Genomic DNA, 21,489 nt, shown 5'->3' with positions numbered 1-21,489 from the left:
GGTGGGGTCGGGACTCTCACTCGCCCGCGGGGCGTCCGCGCCGCCAGGTGCACCGCAGCAGGACGACTCCGGTGAGGACCAGAGCGGCGGCAGCGGCGAGTACCCACAGGCCGTCGACCGTCATCCCGAAGACCGCCACGGTGCCGATCCCCAGACCGGTCCTCGCCAGTTGTCCCTCCGACATGACATACGCTCCTTCGCTTTCGCGCTGCGCGCACCTGTCCGGTGCGGGGCCACTTGGGCGTCATCAGGACCGGTCGGGCCGACCGTCCCGTACCAAAAGTTCCCCGCCCGGGCCGCGACTGGCCGTCCTGGCAGGTGAGTTCACCCCATCGGGAGGGGACCGGGGTCCAGGTGGGCTACCCCGCCCATGGTCCGGCTCCCGGCGCAGAACGCGGTTCAGAGGTATTCGACGACGGGGCCCGGCGGTGCGACGCCTCGGGCGTCCAGGAGGTAGGCGGCCTCGCCGACGATCTTCTCCAGATCGAATTCCGGGTGCGGGGTGAGGACGACCACGGCGTCGTAGTCGCCGGCGGGGCTCATCTCGCTCATGACTCCCGGTTCCGTCCCGGCGACATGTGGGTCGACCACGTCGACGGTGGCGCCCTTGGCCCGCAGGATGTCGACGACGGCCCGGGCGGGACTCTGGCGCACGTCGGCGGTGCCGGCCTTGTACGACAGGCCGAGTGCGGCGATCGCACATCCGTTCAAGGGCTTCCCCCGGGCGTTCAGCCCGTCCTGGAGCCGTTGCGCCACATAGCCGGGCTGCTCCTCGTTGATGTCCTGGGCGAGTTCGACGAAACGGAACGACTGGCCGAGACTCGTCCTGACGTGATGGCTGAGGTAGACAGGGTCAACGGGCAGGCAGTGACCCCCGACGCCGGGGCCGGGGGTGAACGTCATGAAGCCGAACGGCTTGGTACCAGCGAGCCGCAACGCGTCCCAGACGTCGATGCCGAGAGTGTGCGCCAACCGCGCCATCTCGTTGACCAGGGCGATGTTGACGTGCCGGAAGGTGTTCTCCAGGATCTTGGCCAGTTCCGCGCTCTCCAGAGAGGCCGCTTCGTGCACCGTCGCGGTGACGGTTCGGTAGAAGGCCCCCACTCGCTCGGTGCACGCCGGCGTCAGACCGGCAACCACCTTGGGCGTGTTGGCGAACGTCCACCGCGTATTGCCCGGGTCGATGCGCTCGGGGCTGAAGCCGACGTGGAAGTCCTCCCCGGCCACCAGGCCCGACGCACCTTCCAGGATCGGGACGAGGACGTCCCGGGTCGTGCCCGGGTGGGTGGTGGATTCCAGGACCACGGTCTGGTTCCGTCCGCGGCGCAGTCCACGGCCGGTCACGGCACCCGCATCGCGGACGTGGCTGAGGTCGGGCGTCCGGTCCTTGAGCGGGGTCGGCACGGCGATGACGGCGATGTCCCAGTCCGGGAGGAGCGCGCCGGACTCGGCAACCGGCAGGTAACGTCCACTGCCGAGCGCTGCCTTCAGCCGCCCGGACGGGACGTCCTCCACATAGGAGTCCGCCTCGCGCAGTCGCAGGCAGCGCCGCGGGTCGGGTTCGAAAGCGACCACATGGTGCCCGGCGTCCACCGCCGCCATCGCCAAGGGCAGACCCACGTAACCCTGACCTGCCACCAGAACCCGCGTCGATTGCTCCACAGCGCTCCGTCCTGCCGTGATCGGGGAAAGCCGGAGGACCACCCCTGGGGCAGTCGTCCCCCACGTCGGAAACACGCACAAAAATAGACAAGGGCGCGGACAACCGGTTGTGCGCCACGCGGCACAACGAGGAGTACCCGTGCGAGCCGCCGCGAGGAGAGGGACACACCGCTGGAGCGGTCGCCGCCGTGCCCGCGAGCACGGCGAAGCCGTCGGAGCGTTCCGCGGCCTGCCCGCGGCATGCGGCCCGCGACGGGGGCGGGCCTACCGCTCCTTCCGGCGTCCCTTAACTTGGGGACTTGTATTCAATCGCCGGGCACCGGTCCATCACCATGTCGAGGCCCGCCTCCCGCACCCGGTCGTAGGCCGCCTCGTCGACGACCCCGAGCTGGAACCACACCGCCTTGGCGCCGATCGCGACCGCCTCGTCGGCGACCTCGCCGGCCAGGTCGGAGCGCACGAACACGTCGACCACGTCGACGTCGAAGGGGATCGCGTCCAGCGAGGGATAGCCCTGCTCCCCGTGCACCGTCTCCGCCTTCGGGTGCACCGGCACCACGCGCTTGCCGATGCGCTGCAGCACCTGGGCCACGCCGTAGGCGGCGCGGTCGGTGTTGTTGGAGAGGCCCACGACGGCCCAGGTGTCGCCCAGGTCGGTCAGGATCCTGCGGGCCGTGGCGGTGACCTCAGCCGTGTCCGGGGCGTCGCTCATGGTTCCTCCTCGTCGTCGGACGTCGTACCTGGCGAACGGCCCGGGACGCGGCGGCATTCCCTCCGCATACGCTGGTGCTCGAACAAAGGAGCGCTGCACCGCCATGAAGTACCGCCTGCGAGCGATCACCCGTGAGGAGCACCTGGCCTTCGTCGCCCGGCGGACGTCGGTGAGCCACCTGCAGATTCCCTCCTGGGGCGAGGTGAAGAGCGACTGGCGTCCGGCCTCGCTCGGCTGGTTCGACGGCGACGGCCGGCTGGTCGGGGCCGGGCTGGTGCTGCTGCGGCCGCTGCCGAAGGTCCGGCGGTACCTCGCCTATCTGCCCGAGGGCCCGGTCCTCGACTGGTCGGCGGCGGACCTCGGGGAGTGGCTGCGGCCGATGACCGCGTACCTGAGCGACCTCGGCGCCTTCACCGTGCGGATGGGCCCGCCGGTCGTCGTGCGCCGCTGGGACGCCGCCGCGGTGCGGGCCGCGGTCGCCGACCCGGAGACCCGGTGGCTGCGGGACGTGCCGCCCTCCGAGGAGAACCCGGCGGCGCGGGAGCTCGCCGAGCGGCTCCAGGGGCTGGGCTGGCGCCCGGTCACCGCCGAGGGGGAGGACAGCGCGGCCGTCAACCAGCCCCGGTACGTGTTCCAGGTGCCGTTTTGCGGCCGGCCGCTCCGGGACGTCCAGCAGGGCTTCAGTCCGGAGTGGCGGCGCAGCGCGAAGAAGACGTGGCGGGCCGGGGTGGAGGTGGTGCGGGGCGGTTACGAGGACCTGGGCGCCTTCCACCGGCTCTACGCGGAGACCGCCGAGCGCGACGGCTTCATCCCGCGCCCGCTCTCCTACTTCCAGCGGATGTGGATCGCCCTGCGCAACGAGCACCCCGACCGGATGCGGCTCTACCGTGCCCGCCACGAGGGCGTGGACCAGGCCGCCGCCCTGATGCTCGCCGTCGGCGACCATGTATGGCACGCCTATGGGGCCTCGCCACACAACCGTACGGACGTGTTCCCCGACCATGCGCTGCAGTGGCGGATGATGGCGGACGCCCATGAGATGGGGGCGAGCGTCTACGACCTGCGCGGTATCACGGATGCCGTGGCGGGTGACGAACTGCATCTGGCGCAGCTGCGCCACCGCCTCGGCACGGGCGGGCAGGCGGTCGAGTACCTCGGGGAGTGGGACTTCCCGATCAGCAAGGTTCTCCACAAGGCACTCGACCTCTACATCGCCCACCGCGGCGGCTGACGCGGCGTACGCCTCACGTCAGTTGAAGGTGTCCGGGTCGGGGCCGGTGCGCAGCCCCCGGTCGAGGGAGGCGAGGGAGGCCATCTCCTCGTCGGTGAGGGCGAAGTCGAAGACGTCGATGTTCTCCGCGATCCGCGACGGGGTGACCGACTTGGGGATCACGATGTTGCCGAGCTGCAGGTGCCAGCGCAGCACGATCTGCGAGGGCGACTTGCCGTGGCGCTCGGCGAGTGTGGTGATCGCCTCGTCGTCCAGCACCACTCCCCTGGCCAGCGGGCTCCACGCCTCGGTGGCGATGCCCAGTTCGGCGTGCAGCTCGCGCAGTTCGGTCTGCTGGAACGCCGGGTGCAGCTCGATCTGGTTGACGGCCGGGACCAGCGAGCTGTGGTCGAGGAGCCGGCGCAGGTGCGCGGGCTGGAAGTTGGAGACGCCCGCGGCGCGGATGCGGCCGTCGGCGGTCAGCCGCTCGATGGCGCGCCAGGTGTCGAGGTAACGGTCCTGGGCCGGGACGGGCCAGTGGATCAGGTAGAGGTCGACGTGGTCGAGGCCGAGCCGGGCCAGGCTTTCGTCGAAGGCACGCAGGGTGGCGTCGTAGCCCTGGTCGGTGTTCCAGACCTTGGTGGTGACGAACAGTTCCTCGCGGGCGATACCGGACCCGGCGATCGCCTTGCCGACGCCGGCCTCGTTGCCGTAGGCCGCGGCGGTGTCGATGGAACGGTAGCCGGCCCGGAGGGCGGCGGTGACCGTCGTCGTGTCCTCCTCGGGGACCTGGTAGACGCCGAAGCCCAGCTGGGGGATCGAGACGCCGTTGTTGAGGGTGAGGGCGGGAAGGGAGGTCATGGTGCTTCCTGTGGTGAGTACGTGTACGGGTGGGAACGGACGGGACCGGGGGAACGAGGGGGTCACAACCGTGCCGGCTCGAGCTTGTCCGATGAGCCCGTGCCGCCGCCAGGGAGGTCGGTGCCGGTGTCCGGGCCGGAACCGGCGACGACCCGCCCGGCGGTGTCGCCGTGGCCGCGCCGGTCGAGGCGGGCGGCGAGCAGGGACAGCAGGAGGGCGACCGCGGCCAGGACGGCGCCGACCCAGTTCGGGGCGGTCCAGCCGAGGCCGCCGGCGATCACCAGGCCACCCAGCCACGCGGCCAGCGCGTTGCCCAGGTTGAAGGCGCCGATGTTGGCGGCGGAAGCCAGGGTGGGCGCGGCGGACGCCTGGTCCAGCACCCACTTCTGCAGCGGCGGCACGGTGGCGAAGCCGAGGGCGCCAATCAGCGTCAGGGTGACGGCGGCGAGCACCTTGTGGTGCGCGGTGAAGGTGAAGAGCAGCAGCGTCACGGAGAGCGCGGCGAGGGCGGTGAACAGCATCGGCATCAGCGCGCGGTCGGCGAGCTTCCCGCCGGCCAGGTTGCCGAGGAACATGCCGACGCCGAACAGGACCAGCAGCCAGGTGACGGAGGCCTCCGCGTAGCCGGTGACCTCGGTCATCATCGGCGTGATGTAGGTGACGGCGGCGAAGACGCCCCCGTAGCCGAGCACGGTCATCGCCATCGCCAGCCACACCTGCACGTTGCGGAAGGCGGCGAACTCGGCCCGGACGTCGGCGGCCGGCGGGCGCCCGCTCCCGGGCACCAGCCTGGCGACGCCGAGCAGCCCGATCACACCGAGCGCGGCGACCGCGCCGAAGGTGATCCGCCAGCCGGCGGCGTGACCGAGGTAGGTGCCGCCCGGGACGCCGACGACGTTGGCCACGGTCAGGCCCATGAACATCAGCGAGATCGCCGAGGCCCGCCTGTGCGGGGCGACCAGGTCGGCGGCCACCACGGAGCCGATCCCGAAGAAGGCGCCGTGCGCCAGCGAGGCGACGATCCGGCCCGCCAGCATCAGGGCGAAGGTCGGGGCGACCGCCGAGAGCGCGTTGCCGACGACGAAGAGCGCCATCAGGAACATCAGCATCTTCTTGCGGGAGACCTTGGTGCCGAGCACGGTCAGCAGCGGGGCTCCGGCGACGACGCCGAGCGCGTAGCCCGTCACCAGCCAGCCGGCGGTGGGGATGGAGACGCCGAAGTCGTCCGCCACCTGGGGCAGCACGCCCATGATGACGAACTCGGTGGTGCCGATCCCGAAGGCCCCGATGGCCAGGGCCAGGAGCGCGAGAGGCATGGGGAGATCTCCCAGTCGTTGTGGGGGGCGGTAACAGGCGAGAACAATAATTGCACACGCTTGATAATTGCAAGCGCGGGCTAATCCTGGCCCGAGGCAACCGTCGTATGGAAGGATTGAGTCGCCCCGCGGAAAGGTCCGCCCGGAAGCCGAGTAGGAGGTCAGCGTGACCGCGACCGACCCCTCGCTCACCGCCCTCGCCGACGGCTGGTGCGCGCTCTCCCTCCTGCACGGCAGGATCGAGTCCCACCTCGAGCGCGCCCTGCAGCGGCACGGTCTGAGCGCGCGGGAGTACTCCCTGCTGGACGTGCTCAGCCGGCAGCACGACGGGGAGGGCGGCCACCTCCAGATGAAGCAGGTGGCGGACGCCGTGGTGCTGAGCCAGAGCGCGACCACGCGCCTGGTGACCCGGCTGGAGGACCGCGGCCTGCTGGCGCGCTACCTCTGCCCCACCGACCGGCGCGGCATCTACACGAACGTCTCCGAGGCCGGTCTCACCCTGCTCGCCGAGGCCCGGCCCACCCATGACGCGGCGCTGCGCGAGGCGCTGGACGAGGCGGCCGGCGATCCCCGGCTGGAGCCTCTGGTGCGGGTGGTGGAGACCGCGCGCACCACCGTCTGACGGGTCACCTCCCGTCGGTCGGACGCACGCTCGCACGCACGCACGCACGCAAAGGTTCAGATCGCGCCCAGGAGGAACGGGAGCAGGTCCTCGTACGCCGGGGCCGTGCGGGGCGTGAACCGCCGGACCTCGCCGCGGAACGAGCGGACCTCGAGCCAGCTCTCCACGCTTGCCCCGGGGAGCGCCGAGAGCAGACTCCGCAGGTCCTCGGCCTTGCAGACCAGGAACTTCTTCCTCGCCGGGGCGTGGAAGGAGGGCTGGACGTCGAACCGGAGGTCGACCACCGGCCGAGGTTCGCGGTCCCACTCCGCCCGGCGCACCGCCCCGTGGCCGTGGATGCGGGCGTCGGCCAGCACCTCGGTGTCGGCGTCGCCGATCTCGCAGTCGAAGACGGGGCAGGCGCTCGCGACGCGGTCCGCGATGCCCGGGAAGGCGTGGTGCGACCGGCCGAGGGCCGGCGAGCAGAGCAGCGCGTGCGTGAACCGCCCCACCGGGGCGGTCAGCCGGAGCTTGTGGTGCGAGCCGCCGTCGAACGGCAGGTCGCGGCGGGTGTCGAGGAAGCCGAGGAACGCCCCGACCGCCTCGGGGTCGTGCGAGGCGGCCCGCACGTTGAAGCTGATCGCACCGCGCCCGCCGTCGCGGAGGACCAGGTACTCGTGGAAGCCGGCGGTCGGATCGAGCGCCGGACGGCGACGGCGGTGGATCCCGTCGAAGCCCGCCACGGGCAGGAAGGCGTCGCCGCCCGGCAGGACGTCGAGCACGGGCCGGAGTTCCGGGCGGGCCGCCCCGGACCCGCCCCCCGCCCCGCCCGGAGTCCTGCCGCATGCCTCGTCCGGAGTCCCGCCCCACGCCCCGTCCGGGGTCCCGGCCCCGGCTCCCTTCCGGGCCCCGGCCTCGGAACCGACTCCACGACCGGCCCCGGGCCGGGCCTCGGCCGGCCCACCGGCCACTCCGTCGGTCGACGGGTCGATCGACCCGTCGACCGACCCCTCGGCCGGCCCACCGCCCCCGGCCTCCACCTCGGCGAAGCCTTTGCGCAAGTACTCCCGCGCCTTGCGCGCGGCATGGCGTCCGGCGTCCGCCACGTCGTCACGGGTGACCGTCATCGCCCGGCCGCTGCCGCCGACGGCGCCCCACCGCAGGAGACAGCGGATGCCCTCCTGCCGGACCTCCCGGTACTCGGTCCGGCCGTCGGCGGTCCGCTCGAACCGCCGCCACTGCCCCACCACGTTCTCCGTCTCCATCCGGACAGTGTGCAGGCGGGCGGGGTGACGGCCTGCCCGGGGTGCACCGGCGTGAACCGGGGTGCACCGGCTTGCACCTTTACGCGCCCACCGCGGTCACCGCCGGCTCGACGGGCACCGTCTTCTCCCGCGGCCGCTCGGCGTCCCGCACCAGCCGGTGTCCGGTGGCCAGGACCGGCACGGCCAGCAGGAAGGCGACGGCACCGACGTAGAACGGCATCGACAGATCGGTCGCCTCGGCGATCCTGCCCGCCACGTACGGCGCCAGACCACCACCGATGAACCGCACGAACCCGTAGGCGGAGGAGGCCACCGGCCGCTCGACCGGCGAGACCAGCATGACGGCCTGGGTGGTGAGGGTGTTGTTGATCCCGATGAACGCCCCGCTGGCGATCACCGCGACGATCACCACGACCGGGGTGTCGACGCCGACGGCGACGACCGCCATCAGCGCGCCCAGGCAGACCAGGTTGGCGTAGAGCACCGGCGCGGTGCCGAACCTGGCCTGCAGCCGCGGGGCGACCAGCACGCTGAAGGCGGCCACCAGCAGGCCCCAGCCGGTGAAGACCAGGCCGAGGTCGAAGGCCTCCAGCTCCATCGGGTACGGGGCGTAGCCCAGCATGGTGAAGAAGCCCCAGTTGTAGAGCAGGGCCATCAGTCCCATGGTCAGCAGCCCGCGGTGCCGCAGTGCCTTCAGCGGCGCGATCGGCGAGGTGGGGCGTTCGGGCCGTGGCGTCGACGGGACGAGGACGACGGTCGCGATCAGCGCGAGGGCCATGAGGACGGCGACGCCGAAGAACGGGCCCCGCCAGCTGATGTCGCCGAGGACACCGCCGAGCAGCGGCCCCACGGCTATACCGAGGCCCAGGGCGGTCTCGTAGAGGATGATCGCGCCGCCGAAGCCGCCGCTCGCCGAGGCCACGATCACGGCCAGCGAGGTGGCGATGAACATGGCGTTGCCCAGGCCCCAGCCGGCCCGGAAGCCGACGATGCCGTTGATGGAGTCGGTCGCGCCGGCGAGCGCCGCGAAGACCACGATGACGGCCAGCCCGACCACCAGGGTGCGCTTGGCGCCGATCCTGCTGGAGATCCAGCCGACGAACAGCATGGCGACGGCGGTGACGATCAGATAGCTGCTGAACAGCAGCGAGACCTGGCTCGCGGAGGCGTGGAGGTTCTCCGCGAGGGCGGGCAGGATCGGGTCGACCAGGCCGATGCCCATGAAGGAGATGACGCAGGCGAACGCGACGGCCCACACCGCTCTGGGCTGTCGGAACGGGCTCCCGGTCTCCCCTGACGGCGCGCTCATGATGCGGTGTCCTTTCCGGTTCTGCGGGCCACGCGACCGACTGCCGCGAGGGCGGGACCCGAACAGTTAGGTGCAACATACATCTAACGAGGTGGAGGGGGGCCTCCCTCAAAGGGAGTTGGCGGACCCCTGACCCGCTTTTTACTTCCCGCCGGTACGGCGCGGCCAAAGCGGCCGGACCGGCCCGAGCGGCCCCTGGCCGATGCAGCCCTAACCGATCTCCACCACCCGAGCCCAGTCCGGCGGGAGGTCGGGGACGTAATCGGGGTTGTCCTCCGAGTACGACGGCGCGCGGGGAAAGAGGCCCACCACCGTGCGGCAGGGCGGACGGTGGTCGGGCCACGGGGTCTGACCGTCGGTCAGCGCGACGACGACGTCCGGGCGCGGCCGTGCCTCCAGTGCCGTCGCGAACCCCTCGCGCAGGTCCGTGCCGCCTCCGCCTAGCAGCGTGATGCCCTCACCCCGGCACAGCGGGCCCACCTTCGTGGCCGCCGCGTCGCAGCTGACCACGGACACCAGGTCCCGCCGGCCGCCCACCGCGCGCGAGATGGCGGTCACCTCCAGCAGCGCGCTGCCGAGTTCCGCGTCGCTCACCGAGCCGGAGGTGTCGACGACCACCGTCACCCGCGGCGGGCGGCGGCGCAGGCTCGGCAGGACGACCCCGGGCAGCCCGGCGGAGCGGCGCGAGGGGCGTCCGTAGGTGTAGTCCTGCCCGGCCGCCGGAGCCGGTGACCGCCGAACGGATCGCCGCGCCCAGCAGCGCCCGCCACGGCTGCGGCGGGTGGAAGACCTCCTCCGCCCACCGCCGCCATCCCGCGGGGGCGTCTCCGGGCAGGCCGGTGATGCCCTGCGCGACCCGGAAGCGCACGGCGTCGCGTTCCTGGGCGGTCAGGCCGTGCGCCCCCTCGGGTCCGAGCTCCCACGGGCGGGCCATCCCGTCCGCGCCACTGCCGCAGTCCAGCCAGGTGAGGTGGAGGGTGTACCGCTTGAGCCGGAACCGGTCCAGGTAGTCCTCCATCACGCCGCCCTCCGGCATGCCCAGCAGCCGCGGGGTGACGGCCCCGGTGGGCGTGAGCAGGCCGTCGCCGAAGGCGTCGTCGTTGATCTCGCAGTCGGCGGCGATGTTCATCCGCAGCCGGTCCCCGGGGCCGGTCAGGCCGCGTGCCCGGGCCACCCGGTCGCCGCGCCCGTGGTGGTCGCGGAGCAGGTGGGAGACCTCGTGCACCCAGACGGACGCCAGTTCCTCGACGGGCAGGCGGTCCACGAACGCCGGGGAGGCGTAGCAGCGCCAGTGGCGGTCGACCCCCATGGTGGGGACCTCCCACGACTCCACCACGTGCAGCGCGTGGAGCGCCGCGGCCAGGTAGGGCCGGGCCCGGGCGGCCTGGAGCCGGGCCGCGTACAGCTTGTCGAGGTCCAGCGTCCCACGCTCGGCCGGCGCCGGCGCCGGCCGTGGAGCCGCCGCGGGCCGCGCCGTGCCCGAGGCGGGCCCCCGCCTGCGCCCGGCCAGGTCACTCGGCTTCGCGGTGGCGCCGGGGAGAGCCGCCGCCGCCTCCCCCTGCGCGCCGCGCGCCGCGACGGCCGGGTGCGGCGTGTCGCTCGGGGTCGGCGTGTCGCTCGGTCTCACCGCGTCACCTTCGCCTTCGCGCCACCGGCCACCCGTGCCGCCGCCCGGTCGGCGCGGCGGGAGATACCCACCACCCCCGCCAGCCGCTCGATCGCCTGCGGCACGTCCCACTCGTCGCGCCGCAGCGACGCCAGCGTGCTCGCCGGGACCACCACCAGGTCGGGGGCGCCGCTCTCCATGGCCCGTACCAGCAGCGTCCAGGCGGCGTCCCAGCGCTCCCTGGTCGGCCGGTTGCGCACCACGGCCACCACGCCGTCCAGCACCGCCTGCCTGAGGTCGCCCCTCTGCGGCAGCTCGGCCCCCTCGGGATCGGCGAGCACGTCCTCCGGGTCCGGCAGGTCCATCCGGTCCATGCTCGCCAGCAGCTCCAGCCCGGGTCCGTCCCCCACCGTTCCCCTGACCAGCAGCGACAGCACGTCCCGGTCGGCCCCGGCGGCGGTGGCGAAGGCGATCAGCCGCAGCGTCATCTCCCAGGTGCGGGGCGAGGGCCAGGCCCCGCCGCGGCGGGCCTCGTTGGCCGGCAGTTGGTGGACCAGTCCGGGCCGGCCGGTCAGCAGCCCGCACACCGCGCGCCGGGCGAGTCCGACCGCGCCGGGCAGCTCGGCGGCGTCGAGCCGGGGCAGGGTGGCGCGGGGCCACACTCCGCCGAGGCCGCGGACCACCACCTCGGGGTCGTGCACCCACTGGAGGTGCACGAACCGGTTGGCCAGGGGCGCGCTGAGTTCCCATCCGTCGGCGGCGGAGGCGCGCGGGTTGGCCGCGGCGACGATGCGGATGCCGGGCGGCAGCCGCAGGGCGCCGACGCGTCGTTCCAGCACGAGCCGGAGCAGGGCCGCCTGCACGGCGGGCGGCGCGGTGGACAGCTCGTCCAAAAAGAGCAGCCCGTGGCCCTGCCGCACCAGGCGGACCGCCCAGTCCGGCGGGGCCATCGGCACGCCCTGGGCCGCGGGATCGTCCCCTACGACGGGCAGGCCGGAGAAGTCGGACGGTTCGTGGACGCTGGCGATGACGGTGGTCAGCGGCAGTTCGAGGGCGGTCGCGAGCTGGGTGAGGGCCGCGGTCTTGCCGATCCCCGGTTCGCCCCACAGCAGCACCGGGAGGTCGGCGGCGACCGCCAGGGTGAGCGCCTCCAGCTGCAGGTCACGGCGCGGTTCGGTGGCGGTGTCCCCGAGCAGGGCGAGCAGCGCGGAGGCGACGTCGAGCGGGGCGCCGGAGGCAGCGGCAGAGGGGGCGGAGGGCAGGGTCGTCGTGATCATGATGAACTCCTTCGAGGCGTGGCGGGACATGACGGAACGTCACGGCGGTGGCGGACGGCGGATGACGGATGACGGATGACGGACGGCGGACGGCGGACGGCGGACGCCGGGGACACGGAGGGGCGCGGGCGGCGCTCAGCGGCGGGCGGGGTCCAGCGCGCGCCGCCGCACGGCGCGGCGGTAGGAATCGGTGAGCGGAGCACCCAGGACGTGCCGGGGGACGCCGTGCAGCCGCTCGGCCAGTCCCGCCCGGAACATGCCGTGGACGGCCCGCTGCTCGACGGCGGCATCGAGTTCGTCGAGCAACTCCCCTGCGCGCAACACGGCTTGGGGACCGAGCAGCGCCGTGACGACGTCCAGCGCCCCGTCGACGTCCCCGTGGGCGAGGCGTTCCCGCACGCCCGGCAGGCACTCCGGGCTGCGGTGGGCCTCGTCGACGGCCCGCAGGCAGGGCATCGGCGGTCCGCCCAGGGCGGCCAGCAGTTCCTCGCGACGCAGTTCCGCGGGGTCGTGGTCCAGCGGCACCAGGACGCCGTCGACCGGGGCGATCCGGTGGAGCGCGCCGCGGCACTCCACCACCCCGGGCTCCCCCGCCCGGCGCGCCGGGGCGGCGGACGGTGCAGGCGCCGGGTGGTGTCCGGGCACCAGCGCGAGGGCGACCAGCGGATGCAGTTCGTGCGGCCCGATCAGGCCGGCGGCCAGCAGGTCGAGGTCCGGGGGGATCCAGGTCGCCGCGTCCGGCAGCACCGGCAGGGCGGTGGTGGAGCCGCGCGGGTGCCGGGCGCCGGTGATCCGCCAGGCGCCGCCGCCGTCGCGTGCCACGTCCAGCACCAGCCGGGCGCGGCCCCCGAGCCGGACCAGGACGCTTCCGGCCGCACGGTGTTCCTCGGCCAGCAGGACACCGGCCTCGTCCGCCCAGCGGCCGACGGCGTACCGGCGTTCCGGCGGGAGCAGCCGCACCGGCTCGGGCCAGGGGGCCCGCCCTGCGCGTTCCCCGCCGGCCGCGGCCCCGGCCCCGGACCGGGCACGCAGCTCACCGGCCCGGTCCGCGTCCCAGAGGTGACGGTGCAGGTCCAGGCGGTGGCGGCGGCTCGGCACGGGATGCGGGTGACGGTGGGAGGCGGCGTCCCGGGCGGACGGGTCCCACAGGGCGAGGGAGATCCGTTGCCCTGCGTCCGCCCACGCGGGGGCGGTGCGGACCACCAGCCGGATCGGGCTCCGGCCGTCGGCGCCCGCCCCGTCGTACCGGGCGAGCGGCACGGTCAGGCCGGGGCGCAGCAGTCCGTCCGGGGCGATCCTCGGCAGGTGCCAGCGCAGCAGATCGGGTGCGAGGCGGCGCAGGTCGGTCCGCAGCAGGGCCGCGAACTCCTGGCCGTACCGGCGGGAGACGGTCCGCGGGTCGAGGTCCACGTCGACCCGCGCGGCGGCGCAGGCGCCGGCCCAGTCGCCGGCCCGGCGCCGGGCGGTCGCGGTCCCGATCATGGAGGGCGGCACGGCGTAGGCCCGCACGCGCCGCCAGAGGGTGAGTCGTCCGTTCGCGTTGTGGGTGGGCATCAGCACTCACCTTGCGCGGACGGGACCCCCCATCTGTGAAGGGTGTGAGTCGTCATCGCCGGGAACCATACCGCCCGGCCGACGGCTCGTCAGGTGTTTTTCACCGCCGCTCGCGGCAGCTCCCCAGGGGTCGATAAATATGTCAATAATGGACAAAGAGCGACATGAACACTGGCACTAAACTTGAATCATTCGTCTTTCTGTACCTATCGCCTCAAGGGATGTAGGGTTCGACGTCATGACCGCAAACCCCGCCTCGCCCGCCGAGGAACTGCGCGGTGCCGGCCTGCGGGTGACGGCAGCTCGCGTCGCGCTGCTCGAAACCGTCAGGGCCGGTGATCACCTCGGTGTCGAGGCGATCGCCTCCGGCGTACGCGAGCGGGTGGGCCACGTCTCCACCCAGGCCGTCTACGAGGCGCTGCACGCGCTGACGGCCGCCGGTCTGGTCCGCCGCATCGAACCGGCCGGCAGCCCGGCCCGGTACGAGGGCCGCGTCGGGGACAACCATCACCACGTCGTCTGCCGCTCCTGCGGCACCGTCGCCGACGTGGACTGCGCGGTCGGTCAGGCGCCCTGCCTGACCGCCTCCCAGAACCACGGCTTCGTCATCGAAGAGGCCGAGGTGACGTACTGGGGCCTGTGCCCCGCCTGTTCCACAGCTCGCAGCACCTGAGCCGTGATCGCCTGATCCAGAAGGACGGACATGACTGAGAACCACGACGCCATCGTCACCGAGCCGAAGGCGGAGACGGGCGGCTGCCCCGTCGCGCACGGCGCGCGCGCCCCGCACCCGACCGCGGGCGGCGGCAACCGCCAGTGGTGGCCGGAGCGGCTCAACCTCAAGATCCTCGCCAAGAACCCCGCGGTCGCCAACCCGCTGGGTGAGGACTTCGATTACGCCGAGGCGTTCAAGAACCTCGACCTCGCCGCCGTCAAGCAGGACATCGCCGCGCTCCTCACCGAGTCGCAGGACTGGTGGCCGGCGGACTACGGCCACTACGGCCCGTTCATGATCCGCATGGCGTGGCACAGCGCCGGCACCTACCGCATCACCGACGGCCGCGGTGGCGCGGGCGCCGGTCAGCAGCGCTTCGCGCCGCTGAACAGCTGGCCGGACAACGTCAACCTGGACAAGGCCCGCCGTCTGCTGTGGCCGGTCAAGAAGAAGTACGGCAAGGCCATCTCCTGGGCCGACCTGATGGTCCTCGCGGGCAACGTCTCCCTGGAGTCGATGGGCTTCGAGACGTTCGGCTTCGCCGGCGGCCGCGCGGACGTGTGGGAGCCCGACGAGGACGTGTACTGGGGCCCGGAGACCACCTGGCTCGCCGACGAGCGCTACTCCGGCGACCGTGACCTCGAGGAGCCCCTCGCCGCGGTCCAGATGGGTCTGATCTACGTCAACCCCGAGGGCCCCAACGGCAACGGCGACCCGCTCGCCGCCGCCCGCGACATCCGCGAGACGTTCCGCCGCATGGCGATGAACGACGAGGAGACCGTCGCCCTGATCGCCGGTGGCCACACCTTCGGCAAGGCGCACGGCAACGGCCCGGCGGACGCGGTCGGCGACGACCCGGAGGCGGCCGGCCTCGAGGAGCAGGGCCTGGGCTGGCGCAACAGCCACGGCACCGGCAAGGGCGCGGACACCGTGACCTCCGGTCTCGAGGGCGCCTGGACCTACGAGCCCACCAAGTGGGACAACGAGTACTTCAAGATCCTGTTCGGCTACGAGTGGGAGCAGTTCCACAGCCCCGCCGGCGCCCTGCAGTGGCGTCCGAAGCACGGCGCGGGCAAGGTCGTCCCCGACGCCCACCTCGAGGGCGTCCGGCACCAGCCGATCATGTTCACCACCGACCTCGCGCTGCGCCTGGACCCGGTCTACGAGGAGATCTCGCGCCGCTTCCTGGAGGACGAGCGCGCCTTCGCCGACGCGTTCGCCCGCGCCTGGTTCAAGCTCACCCACCGTGACATGGGCCCGGCCGTGCGGTACCTCGGCCCCGAGGTCCCGTCCGAGGTCCTGATCTGGCAGGACCCGCTGCCGGAGCGCACCTCCGAGCTCGTCGACGAGGCCGACGTCAAGGCCCTCAAGGCCAAGATCGCCGAGTCGGGTCTGACGGTCTCGCAGCTGGTGTCCACCGCGTGGGCCTCCGCGTCCTCCTTCCGCGGCAGCGACAAGCGCGGCGGCGCCAACGGCGCCCGCATCCGCCTCCAGCCGCAGGCCGACTGGGAGGTCAACGAGCCGGCGAAGCTCAAGACCGTGCTGAGCACGCTCGAGGGCGTCCAGGAGTCCTTCAACGCCTCCCTCTCCGGCGGCAAGCAGGTCTCCCTGGCCGACGTCATCGTCCTGGCCGGCGCCGTCGGCGTCGAGCTGGCCGCCAAGGAGGCCGGCTTCGAGATCGAGGTCCCGTTCACCGCGGGCCGTGTCGACGCCACCCAGGAGCAGACGGACGTCGAGTCCTTCGTCGCCCTCGAGCCCAAGGCGGACGGCTTCCGCAACTACCTCGGCAAGGCCAACCGCCTGCCCGCCGAGCACCTGCTGGTCGACCGCGCCAACCTGCTGGGCCTGAGCGCCCCCGAGATGACCGTCCTGGTCGGCGGTCTGCGCGTCCTCGGCGCCAACTACCAGGGCGCGGAGCTCGGTGTCCTCACCGACGCCCCGGGCAAGCTCACCAACGACTTCTTCGTCAACCTGCTCGACCTGGGCACGACGTGGAAGCCGGTGGACGGCGAGAACAACCTGTACGAGGCCTTCGACGAGGCCACCGGTGCGAAGAAGTGGACCGGCACCCGTGCCGACCTCGTCTTCGGTTCCAACTCCGAGCTGCGCGCCCTCGCCGAGGTCTACGCGAGCGACGACGCCAAGGAGAAGTTCGTCCAGGACTTCGTCCAGGCGTGGAACAAGGTCATGAACGCCGACCGCTTCGACCTGGTCTGATCGGCTGCCCGATCGGCTCCCCGATCGGCTCCCTGATCGATCCGGCGTGAAGGAACGCCCCCGTCCGGCCCTGGGCCGGGCGGGGGCGTTCCCGCGGTCCGGTTCCCGCGTCCCGCGGTCCGGTTGCCGCACTGCCTGTCCGCCTGCGGTCAGGCGTCCGCGCCCGCCGGGCGGGACGCCGCCTCGAGCGCCCGGCGCCGCCGCTCGGCCTCGCGCGCCAGCACACCTCCCAGGGCGACCCGCGCCCGTACCGGCAGCGGCGCGACCAGGACCCGCACCACCCGGGCGAATCTCCGCAGCCGCCGCTCCCGCCGCGGGGACCAGGACAGGCCGAAACGTTCCCGCAGCACCGGTGGAAGCGCCCCGGCGGTGATGAACAAGGCGGCGCGGCCGGCCGCACGGCCCAGCGGCCGCCAGAGGGCGTCGGGGATCCACCGGACGGGTCTGGCGGGGGCGGCCAGCGCGTCGAGCACGTCCCGCACGGACCGGTTCGCCTCCAGCCGCTCGGCGACCATGGAGTCGTAGTAGGCGACGAACGCCTCCCAGTCCGGCGGCAGGTGGTGCTCCTTGAGCCCCCACACCCGGCCGACGTTCCTCATCTCCCCGTAGTACTCGGCGAGTGCGCGCTCGTCCATCTCCCGTCCGAAGATCCGCATCGCGTCCACCGGCGCCTTGACCAGGGTGGCGTGCACCCAGTGGTACGCCTCGGGGTGCAGTGCGTGGTACCGGCGCCCGGACGGGTCGACGCCCTTCATGTCGGCGTGCACGCCGATCAGCCGCCGCGCCTCCGCGGTCGCCGCCTCCTGGCCGCCGTAGATCACCGTGCTGAGCGACAGCAGGGTGCGGCCCAGCCGGGGCCAGGGCTCGGCGCGGAAGTTGCTGTGGTCGGCCACCCCCGCCCCGACCACCGGGTGGGCCACCTGGAGCAGCAGCAGTTCCGGCGCCAGCAGCAGGGCGCGCACGTCGCCGAAGACCCGCCACACCGGGCCTCCCGGCAGCGGCGCCCTCACCTGCGAGGCGGTGACGGGGGGCGGTATCAGGGTCATGACGTCTCCTACGGCGGTGCGGAAGCCTCGAGCAGTCCGGACGGCGTCCGGAGAACGCCGCGACGGCGGCACGGGTGGAGACCCGTGCCGCCGTCGCGGCGGTTGCGGAGCGGTGCGGCTCAGGCGGCGGCGCGGGTGCGCTCGGCGACCTGGGCGAGGACCTCGGTCAGTCCGGCGACGGCCTCGGTGTCGTCGGCCGGGTGCAGCTCGGCGAAGCGGACGACCGAACCGGCGATGGCCAGCTTGGGCTCCTCGACCACCGCGGCGCCGGCGATGCCGAGCGCCTTGCGGGCCTCGTCCTGGGCCCAGACGCCACCGTACTGGCCGTAGGCGGTGCCGATGACGGCGGCCGGACGGCCGGACAGGACGCCCGCGCCGAACGGACGGGACAGCCAGTCGATGGCGTTCTTCAGCACGGCCGGCATGGTGCCGTTGTACTCCGGGGTGAAGAACAGGAGCGCGTCGGCCGCGCCGGCGGCCTCACGCAGGCGGGCGGCGGCCTCGGGCAGCGAGCCCTCGGCGTCGATGTCCTCGTTGTAGAACGGGACGTCGGCCAGACCCTCGAAGAGCTCCACCTCCACGCCCTCGGGGGCGTGCTTGGCGGCGGCCTCGGCGAGCTGGCGGTTGTGCGAGCCGGCACGGAGGCTACCGACAAGAGCGAGGACGCGGACGGACATGAGCACTCCCTGGATGAGCGGAACGTGGACGAGGCGGCGAGACGTCCTCACCGCCGGGCCGGACGCGGATGCTCCGCACCAACCCTCGTTCAAAGTTGTACCACCTATCCGGACCACGGTCCACTTCGGCTGTGTTGCGGTACTGTGAAGCTCATGGACACCGCCGCACCGCCGCCCACCGGGGAGCCGCTCCAGGTCGCCGACGCCGCGACCGGGTTGCCGGTGGACGCCTCGAGCGGCCCGTGCGGCCTGCGCGCGGACGCCGCGCGGAACCGGGCCCGGCTGCTGGACGCAGCCACCCGGCTGCTCGGCGAGCACGGCGTGGCGCACCTCACCATGGAGGCGGTCGCCCAGGCGGCCGGCGTCGGCAAGGGCACCGTCTTCCGCCGCTTCGGCGACCGCACGGGCCTGCTGATCGCCCTGCTCGACCACCGCGAGCGGCAGTTCCAGACCTCGTTCCTCTCCGGTCCGCCGCCGGTGGGCCCGGGCGCCCCCGCGCTGGAGCGGCTGCACGCCTTCGGCCCGGCCGTGCTGCGTCACGAGGCCTGCCACCAGGACCTGTTCCTGGCCCTGCAGACGGACCCGCTGCGCCATCTCAGCAGCCCGCCCCACCAACTGCGCCACACCCATCTCACGCATCTGCTGCGCGAGCACGGCGCCGGGGGCGACGTGGAGCTGCTCGCCCACACCCTGCTCGCCTTCCTCGGCACCTCGCTGACCCATCACCTGACGGTCGGCTGCGGCATGACGCTGACCCGCGTCGAGGACGCCTGGCACCACCTGGTCACCCGCCTGACCGCCTGAGGCTCAGGCCCTCCCCGGCGGCGTCCCCCCGTCCAGGCCGTTCGGGAGCTCCAGGCCGTTCAGGAGCTCCAGGCGGTTCAGGAGCTCCAGGCGGTTCAGGAGCGGTCCGCCCCCGAGCGGCGGCGCTCGCGCAGCCGCACGACGATCCAGGCCACCAGCGCCACGACCGCGGCGCCCAGCACCACCTTGGACAGCACGCCCACGTACCCCTGGACCAGCTCCCAGCGGTCGCCCAGCAGATACCCGGCCATCACCAGCACCGAGTTCCAGATCAGGCTGCCCAGCGTGGTCAGCCCGAGGAACACCGGCAGCGGCATCCGCTCCAGCCCGGCCGGCACGGAGATCAGGCTGCGGAAGACCGGCACCATGCGGCCGAAGAACACCGCCTTGGTGCCGTGCCGGGCGAACCACTCCTCGGTCCGCTCGAGGTCGGACGTCTTCACCAGCGGCAGCTTGGCCCAGATCGCGTACAGCCGACGGCGTCCGAGGAGGATGCCGATCCAGTAGAGGGCCACCGCCCCGACCACCGATCCCAGCGTGGTCCAGAACAGCGCGGAGGCCAGGCTGAGCACGCCCTGCCCGGCGGCGAAGCCGGTGAGCGGCAGGATCACCTCGCTGGGCAGCGGCGGGAAGAGGTTCTCCAGCGCGATGGCCAGCCCGGCTCCCGGACCGCCCAGGTTCTCGACCAGGTCGACGGCCCAGCCGGCGATGCCGCCCGGCTTGTCCTGCTGAGCGGCGGCCAAGGACGAAAGGTGCATGGAGTCTCCGGAGCCGCGCGGGCCGTGAAGGGAACAGGGCGTTCCCTCCACCCTAGGAAACGCCGGACGGGAACGACGGCGCGGACGGCCGCGTCCTCGGTGGCGTTCCCCACAACTGCTGCCCGCGCATCCGCCGCACACACGGGCGCGGTCCGCGCAGGTCGTGGACCCGGGCCGGGACGACGCGGGCCGGACGGCTCCGCCGTAGCGGCGCGGCCCGGGCCGGGGCCGGGGCCGCCACGGCCGTGGCGGCGCCCGGCGGTCAGCCGGCCGCCGGGACGCCCAGCCCCTCGACCACCTCGGCCCCGGGCAGCCGGGCGAACGCCTCGCCGGGCACCAGCAGCTTGCCCCGCCGCCGCCCGCTGCCCACCAGCACGTAGGGCAGCTCCACGACGGCCGGGTCCACCAGCAGCGGCCACCCGGACGGCAGCCCGACCGGGGTGATCCCGCCGTACTCCATGCCGGTGAGCCCGGTCGCCGTCTCCATCGGCGCGAACGACGCCTTGCGGGCGCCCAGCCGGCGGCGCACCACACCGTTGACGTCGGCGCGGGTGGTGGAGAGCACCAGGCAGGCCGCGTAGCTGGTCTCCGCGCCGCGCCTGCCCGCCACCACGACGCAGTTGGCCGACGTGTCCAGCAGGTCGCGCCCGTAGTGCTCGACGAAGACGGCGGTGTCCGCCAGGTCCGGGTCGGTGTCCACGTAGACGACGCTCTCCGCCGCAACGCCGCCGGCCCACGCCCGGACGGCGTCGGCGACCGGGGCGACCAGGTCGTCCAGGCACTCGGGGGCGGGGCGGGCGTGCTCGAAGGTTCCGACGGGTGCGCGCATGGCGGCACAGTAACCGATCACCCCGCACCCACTCACCGGCGAGCCGCCCGAGGCGCCCGAGGCGCCCGAGGCGCCCGGGTGCGGCACGCGGGGCGCGCCGGGGTCACTCCCCCGCCGGCTCCCTGGTCCGCCCCGTGCGCGCCGGGGCCCGCTCGCCGCCGTCGCCGGCGGCCGCGGCGGCACCGACACCGGTACCGGCAGAGGCACCGGCCACCGCCTCCGTGCGCCCCGCGGCCTGTTCCTCTCCCAGCGCGGCGAGGCGCGCCACCGTCTCCTCGTCCAGCGCGGCCAGCGCCAGCAGCTGTTCGGGGGTGCAGTCGGCGGGGATGGGCGACGGCGCGGGGGTGCGCAGCGGCGGCTGCCAGCCCTGGTCGGGGGTCCAGCGCCGGACCACCTTGGCGGGCGCGCCGACGACCACCGAGTGGTCGGGCACCACGCCCCGCACGACCGACCCCGCGCCGACCACCACGTTGCGCCCGATCCGCGCGCCGGGAAGGATCACCGCCCCGGTCCCGATCCAGCAGCCCGGGCCGATATCCACCGCCTCCGCGCGCGGCCACTGCTTGCCGATCGGCTGGTGCGGGTCGTCGTACGAGTGGTTGGTGGAGGTGACGTAGACGTACGGCCCGAAGTAGCAGTCGTCGCCGATCGACACGGCGGTGTCGGCGATCACGTGGCTGCCGCGGCCGAGGACCACCCCGTTCCCGATGCGCAGAATCGTCTCTGCACCGAGGTCCAGATCGGGCATCAGGCCGGCGGTGAGAGTGACCTGCTCGGCGATGATGCAGTAGGAGCCGATCTCGATCCAGGGCTCGCCGAAGACGGTGCCGAGCGGGAAGGCCAGCTTGCTGTGCGGACCGATGGAACGGAACCGCAGCCGGCCCGGCTGCTCGGCGGAGACCGATCCGGCGCGCTGGGCCCACGCCCAGACGGCGTGGACGCCGCGCTGCACCAGTCGGCGCCGCCACGCGGTGAGGGAGTTCTGGCTCTTGGGCACCCGCTCACGGTAACCAGGCCCTGCCACGGCGGTCGTGCCGGGGACCTGTGATCTTCACCCCAGCCGCGGTGGC

Annotated in this window: 18 protein-coding genes and 2 pseudogenes; 5 read left to right on the top strand and 15 right to left on the bottom strand. The window is 73.4% G+C overall.

Going from position 1 to position 21,489, the window contains the following annotated elements:
- Positions 1-16 precede the first annotated feature (16 nt).
- The 3 genes from GBN72_RS34100 to GBN72_RS13810 form a co-directional block, all read right to left on the bottom strand.
- A complete protein-coding gene (locus GBN72_RS34100; protein ID WP_164540622.1) occupies positions 17-184 on the bottom strand; it encodes a hypothetical protein in 168 nt (55 codons plus the stop codon).
- 215 nt (positions 185-399) lie between these two features.
- The gene (locus GBN72_RS13815; RefSeq protein ID WP_246212479.1) at positions 400-1,662 is read right to left on the bottom strand and encodes a nucleotide sugar dehydrogenase; all 1,263 of its coding nucleotides are present in this window, start codon (positions 1,660-1,662) and stop codon (positions 400-402) included.
- Between the two features lie 286 nt (positions 1,663-1,948).
- Positions 1,949-2,374, bottom strand: a complete 426-nt coding sequence (locus GBN72_RS13810; RefSeq protein WP_151772089.1) for a CoA-binding protein — start codon at positions 2,372-2,374, stop codon at positions 1,949-1,951.
- 103 nt (positions 2,375-2,477) lie between these two features.
- On the opposite strand from GBN72_RS13810, the gene GBN72_RS13805 reads away from it, so the two are divergent.
- Positions 2,478-3,605 carry a lipid II:glycine glycyltransferase FemX gene (locus GBN72_RS13805; protein WP_151772088.1) on the top strand — a complete coding sequence of 376 codons (1,128 nt, stop codon included), beginning with the start codon at positions 2,478-2,480 and terminating at the stop codon, positions 3,603-3,605.
- A gap of 18 nt (positions 3,606-3,623) precedes the next feature.
- Here GBN72_RS13805 and GBN72_RS13800 read toward each other — a convergent pair whose 3' ends face one another.
- Both GBN72_RS13800 and GBN72_RS13795 read right to left on the bottom strand, forming a co-directional pair.
- On the bottom strand, positions 3,624-4,445 hold the full coding sequence (locus tag GBN72_RS13800; protein ID WP_151772087.1) for an aldo/keto reductase: 822 nt from the start codon (positions 4,443-4,445) through the stop codon (positions 3,624-3,626).
- A gap of 62 nt (positions 4,446-4,507) precedes the next feature.
- Positions 4,508-5,761 carry an MFS transporter gene (locus tag GBN72_RS13795; RefSeq protein ID WP_151772086.1) on the bottom strand — a complete coding sequence of 418 codons (1,254 nt, stop codon included), beginning with the start codon at positions 5,759-5,761 and terminating at the stop codon, positions 4,508-4,510.
- 166 nt (positions 5,762-5,927) lie between these two features.
- Here GBN72_RS13795 and GBN72_RS13790 point away from each other — a divergent pair, with 166 nt between their 5' ends.
- On the top strand, positions 5,928-6,383 hold the full coding sequence (locus tag GBN72_RS13790; protein ID WP_151772085.1) for a MarR family winged helix-turn-helix transcriptional regulator: 456 nt from the start codon (positions 5,928-5,930) through the stop codon (positions 6,381-6,383).
- Between the two features lie 56 nt (positions 6,384-6,439).
- Here the strand turns inward: GBN72_RS13790 and GBN72_RS35245 are convergent, their stop codons facing one another.
- The 5 genes and pseudogenes from GBN72_RS35245 to GBN72_RS13765 form a co-directional block, all read right to left on the bottom strand.
- Complete coding sequence (locus GBN72_RS35245) at positions 6,440-7,627, bottom strand: WGR domain-containing protein (protein ID WP_246212478.1); 1,188 nt, start codon at positions 7,625-7,627, stop codon at positions 6,440-6,442.
- An 82-nt stretch (positions 7,628-7,709) separates the two neighbouring features.
- A pseudogene (locus GBN72_RS13780) lies at positions 7,710-8,936 on the bottom strand (MFS transporter); the annotation flags it as partial.
- 210 nt (positions 8,937-9,146) lie between these two features.
- Positions 9,147-10,356: pseudogene (locus GBN72_RS13775) on the bottom strand (vWA domain-containing protein).
- A gap of 203 nt (positions 10,357-10,559) precedes the next feature.
- The gene (locus tag GBN72_RS13770; RefSeq protein WP_151772083.1) at positions 10,560-11,819 is read right to left on the bottom strand and encodes an AAA family ATPase; all 1,260 of its coding nucleotides are present in this window, start codon (positions 11,817-11,819) and stop codon (positions 10,560-10,562) included.
- Between the two features lie 135 nt (positions 11,820-11,954).
- Positions 11,955-13,373, bottom strand: coding sequence for a hypothetical protein (locus tag GBN72_RS13765; protein WP_174887136.1), 1,419 nt, complete (start codon positions 13,371-13,373; stop codon positions 11,955-11,957).
- Positions 13,374-13,611: 238 nt separating this feature from the next.
- On the opposite strand from GBN72_RS13765, the gene GBN72_RS13760 reads away from it, so the two are divergent.
- Both GBN72_RS13760 and katG read left to right on the top strand, forming a co-directional pair.
- Positions 13,612-14,046: a Fur family transcriptional regulator gene (locus GBN72_RS13760; protein WP_151772082.1), complete on the top strand. Its 435-nt coding sequence runs from the start codon at positions 13,612-13,614 to the stop codon at positions 14,044-14,046.
- A gap of 30 nt (positions 14,047-14,076) precedes the next feature.
- Positions 14,077-16,305, top strand: coding sequence for a catalase/peroxidase HPI (gene katG, locus GBN72_RS13755; protein WP_151772081.1), 2,229 nt, complete (start codon positions 14,077-14,079; stop codon positions 16,303-16,305).
- Between the two features lie 149 nt (positions 16,306-16,454).
- Here katG and GBN72_RS13750 read toward each other — a convergent pair whose 3' ends face one another.
- Positions 16,455-17,351 (bottom strand): oxygenase MpaB family protein, encoded by an 897-nt coding sequence (locus GBN72_RS13750; protein WP_151772080.1) that lies wholly within the window; start codon positions 17,349-17,351, stop codon positions 16,455-16,457.
- 119 nt (positions 17,352-17,470) lie between these two features.
- A complete protein-coding gene (locus GBN72_RS13745) occupies positions 17,471-18,028 on the bottom strand; it encodes an NAD(P)H-dependent oxidoreductase (RefSeq protein WP_151772079.1) in 558 nt (185 codons plus the stop codon).
- A gap of 153 nt (positions 18,029-18,181) precedes the next feature.
- On the opposite strand from GBN72_RS13745, the gene GBN72_RS13740 reads away from it, so the two are divergent.
- A complete protein-coding gene (locus tag GBN72_RS13740) occupies positions 18,182-18,832 on the top strand; it encodes a TetR/AcrR family transcriptional regulator (RefSeq protein ID WP_151772078.1) in 651 nt (216 codons plus the stop codon).
- 95 nt (positions 18,833-18,927) lie between these two features.
- Here the strand turns inward: GBN72_RS13740 and GBN72_RS13735 are convergent, their stop codons facing one another.
- From GBN72_RS13735 to GBN72_RS13725, 3 genes are all read right to left on the bottom strand, one after another.
- Positions 18,928-19,590 (bottom strand): DedA family protein, encoded by a 663-nt coding sequence (locus tag GBN72_RS13735; RefSeq protein WP_151772077.1) that lies wholly within the window; start codon positions 19,588-19,590, stop codon positions 18,928-18,930.
- Positions 19,591-19,852: 262 nt separating this feature from the next.
- The gene (locus tag GBN72_RS13730; RefSeq protein ID WP_151772076.1) at positions 19,853-20,419 is read right to left on the bottom strand and encodes a YbaK/EbsC family protein; all 567 of its coding nucleotides are present in this window, start codon (positions 20,417-20,419) and stop codon (positions 19,853-19,855) included.
- 103 nt (positions 20,420-20,522) lie between these two features.
- Entirely contained in the window at positions 20,523-21,416 is an 894-nt protein-coding gene (locus GBN72_RS13725; RefSeq protein WP_151772075.1) for an acyltransferase, read from the bottom strand.
- Positions 21,417-21,489: the final 73 nt, after the last annotated feature.

This window comes from Streptomyces abyssomicinicus (assembly GCF_008974245.1).
GTDB classification, from domain to species: Bacteria; Actinomycetota; Actinomycetes; order Streptomycetales; family Streptomycetaceae; genus Streptomyces; species Streptomyces abyssomicinicus.
This window is presented reverse-complemented; position numbering and strand designations above follow the sequence as displayed.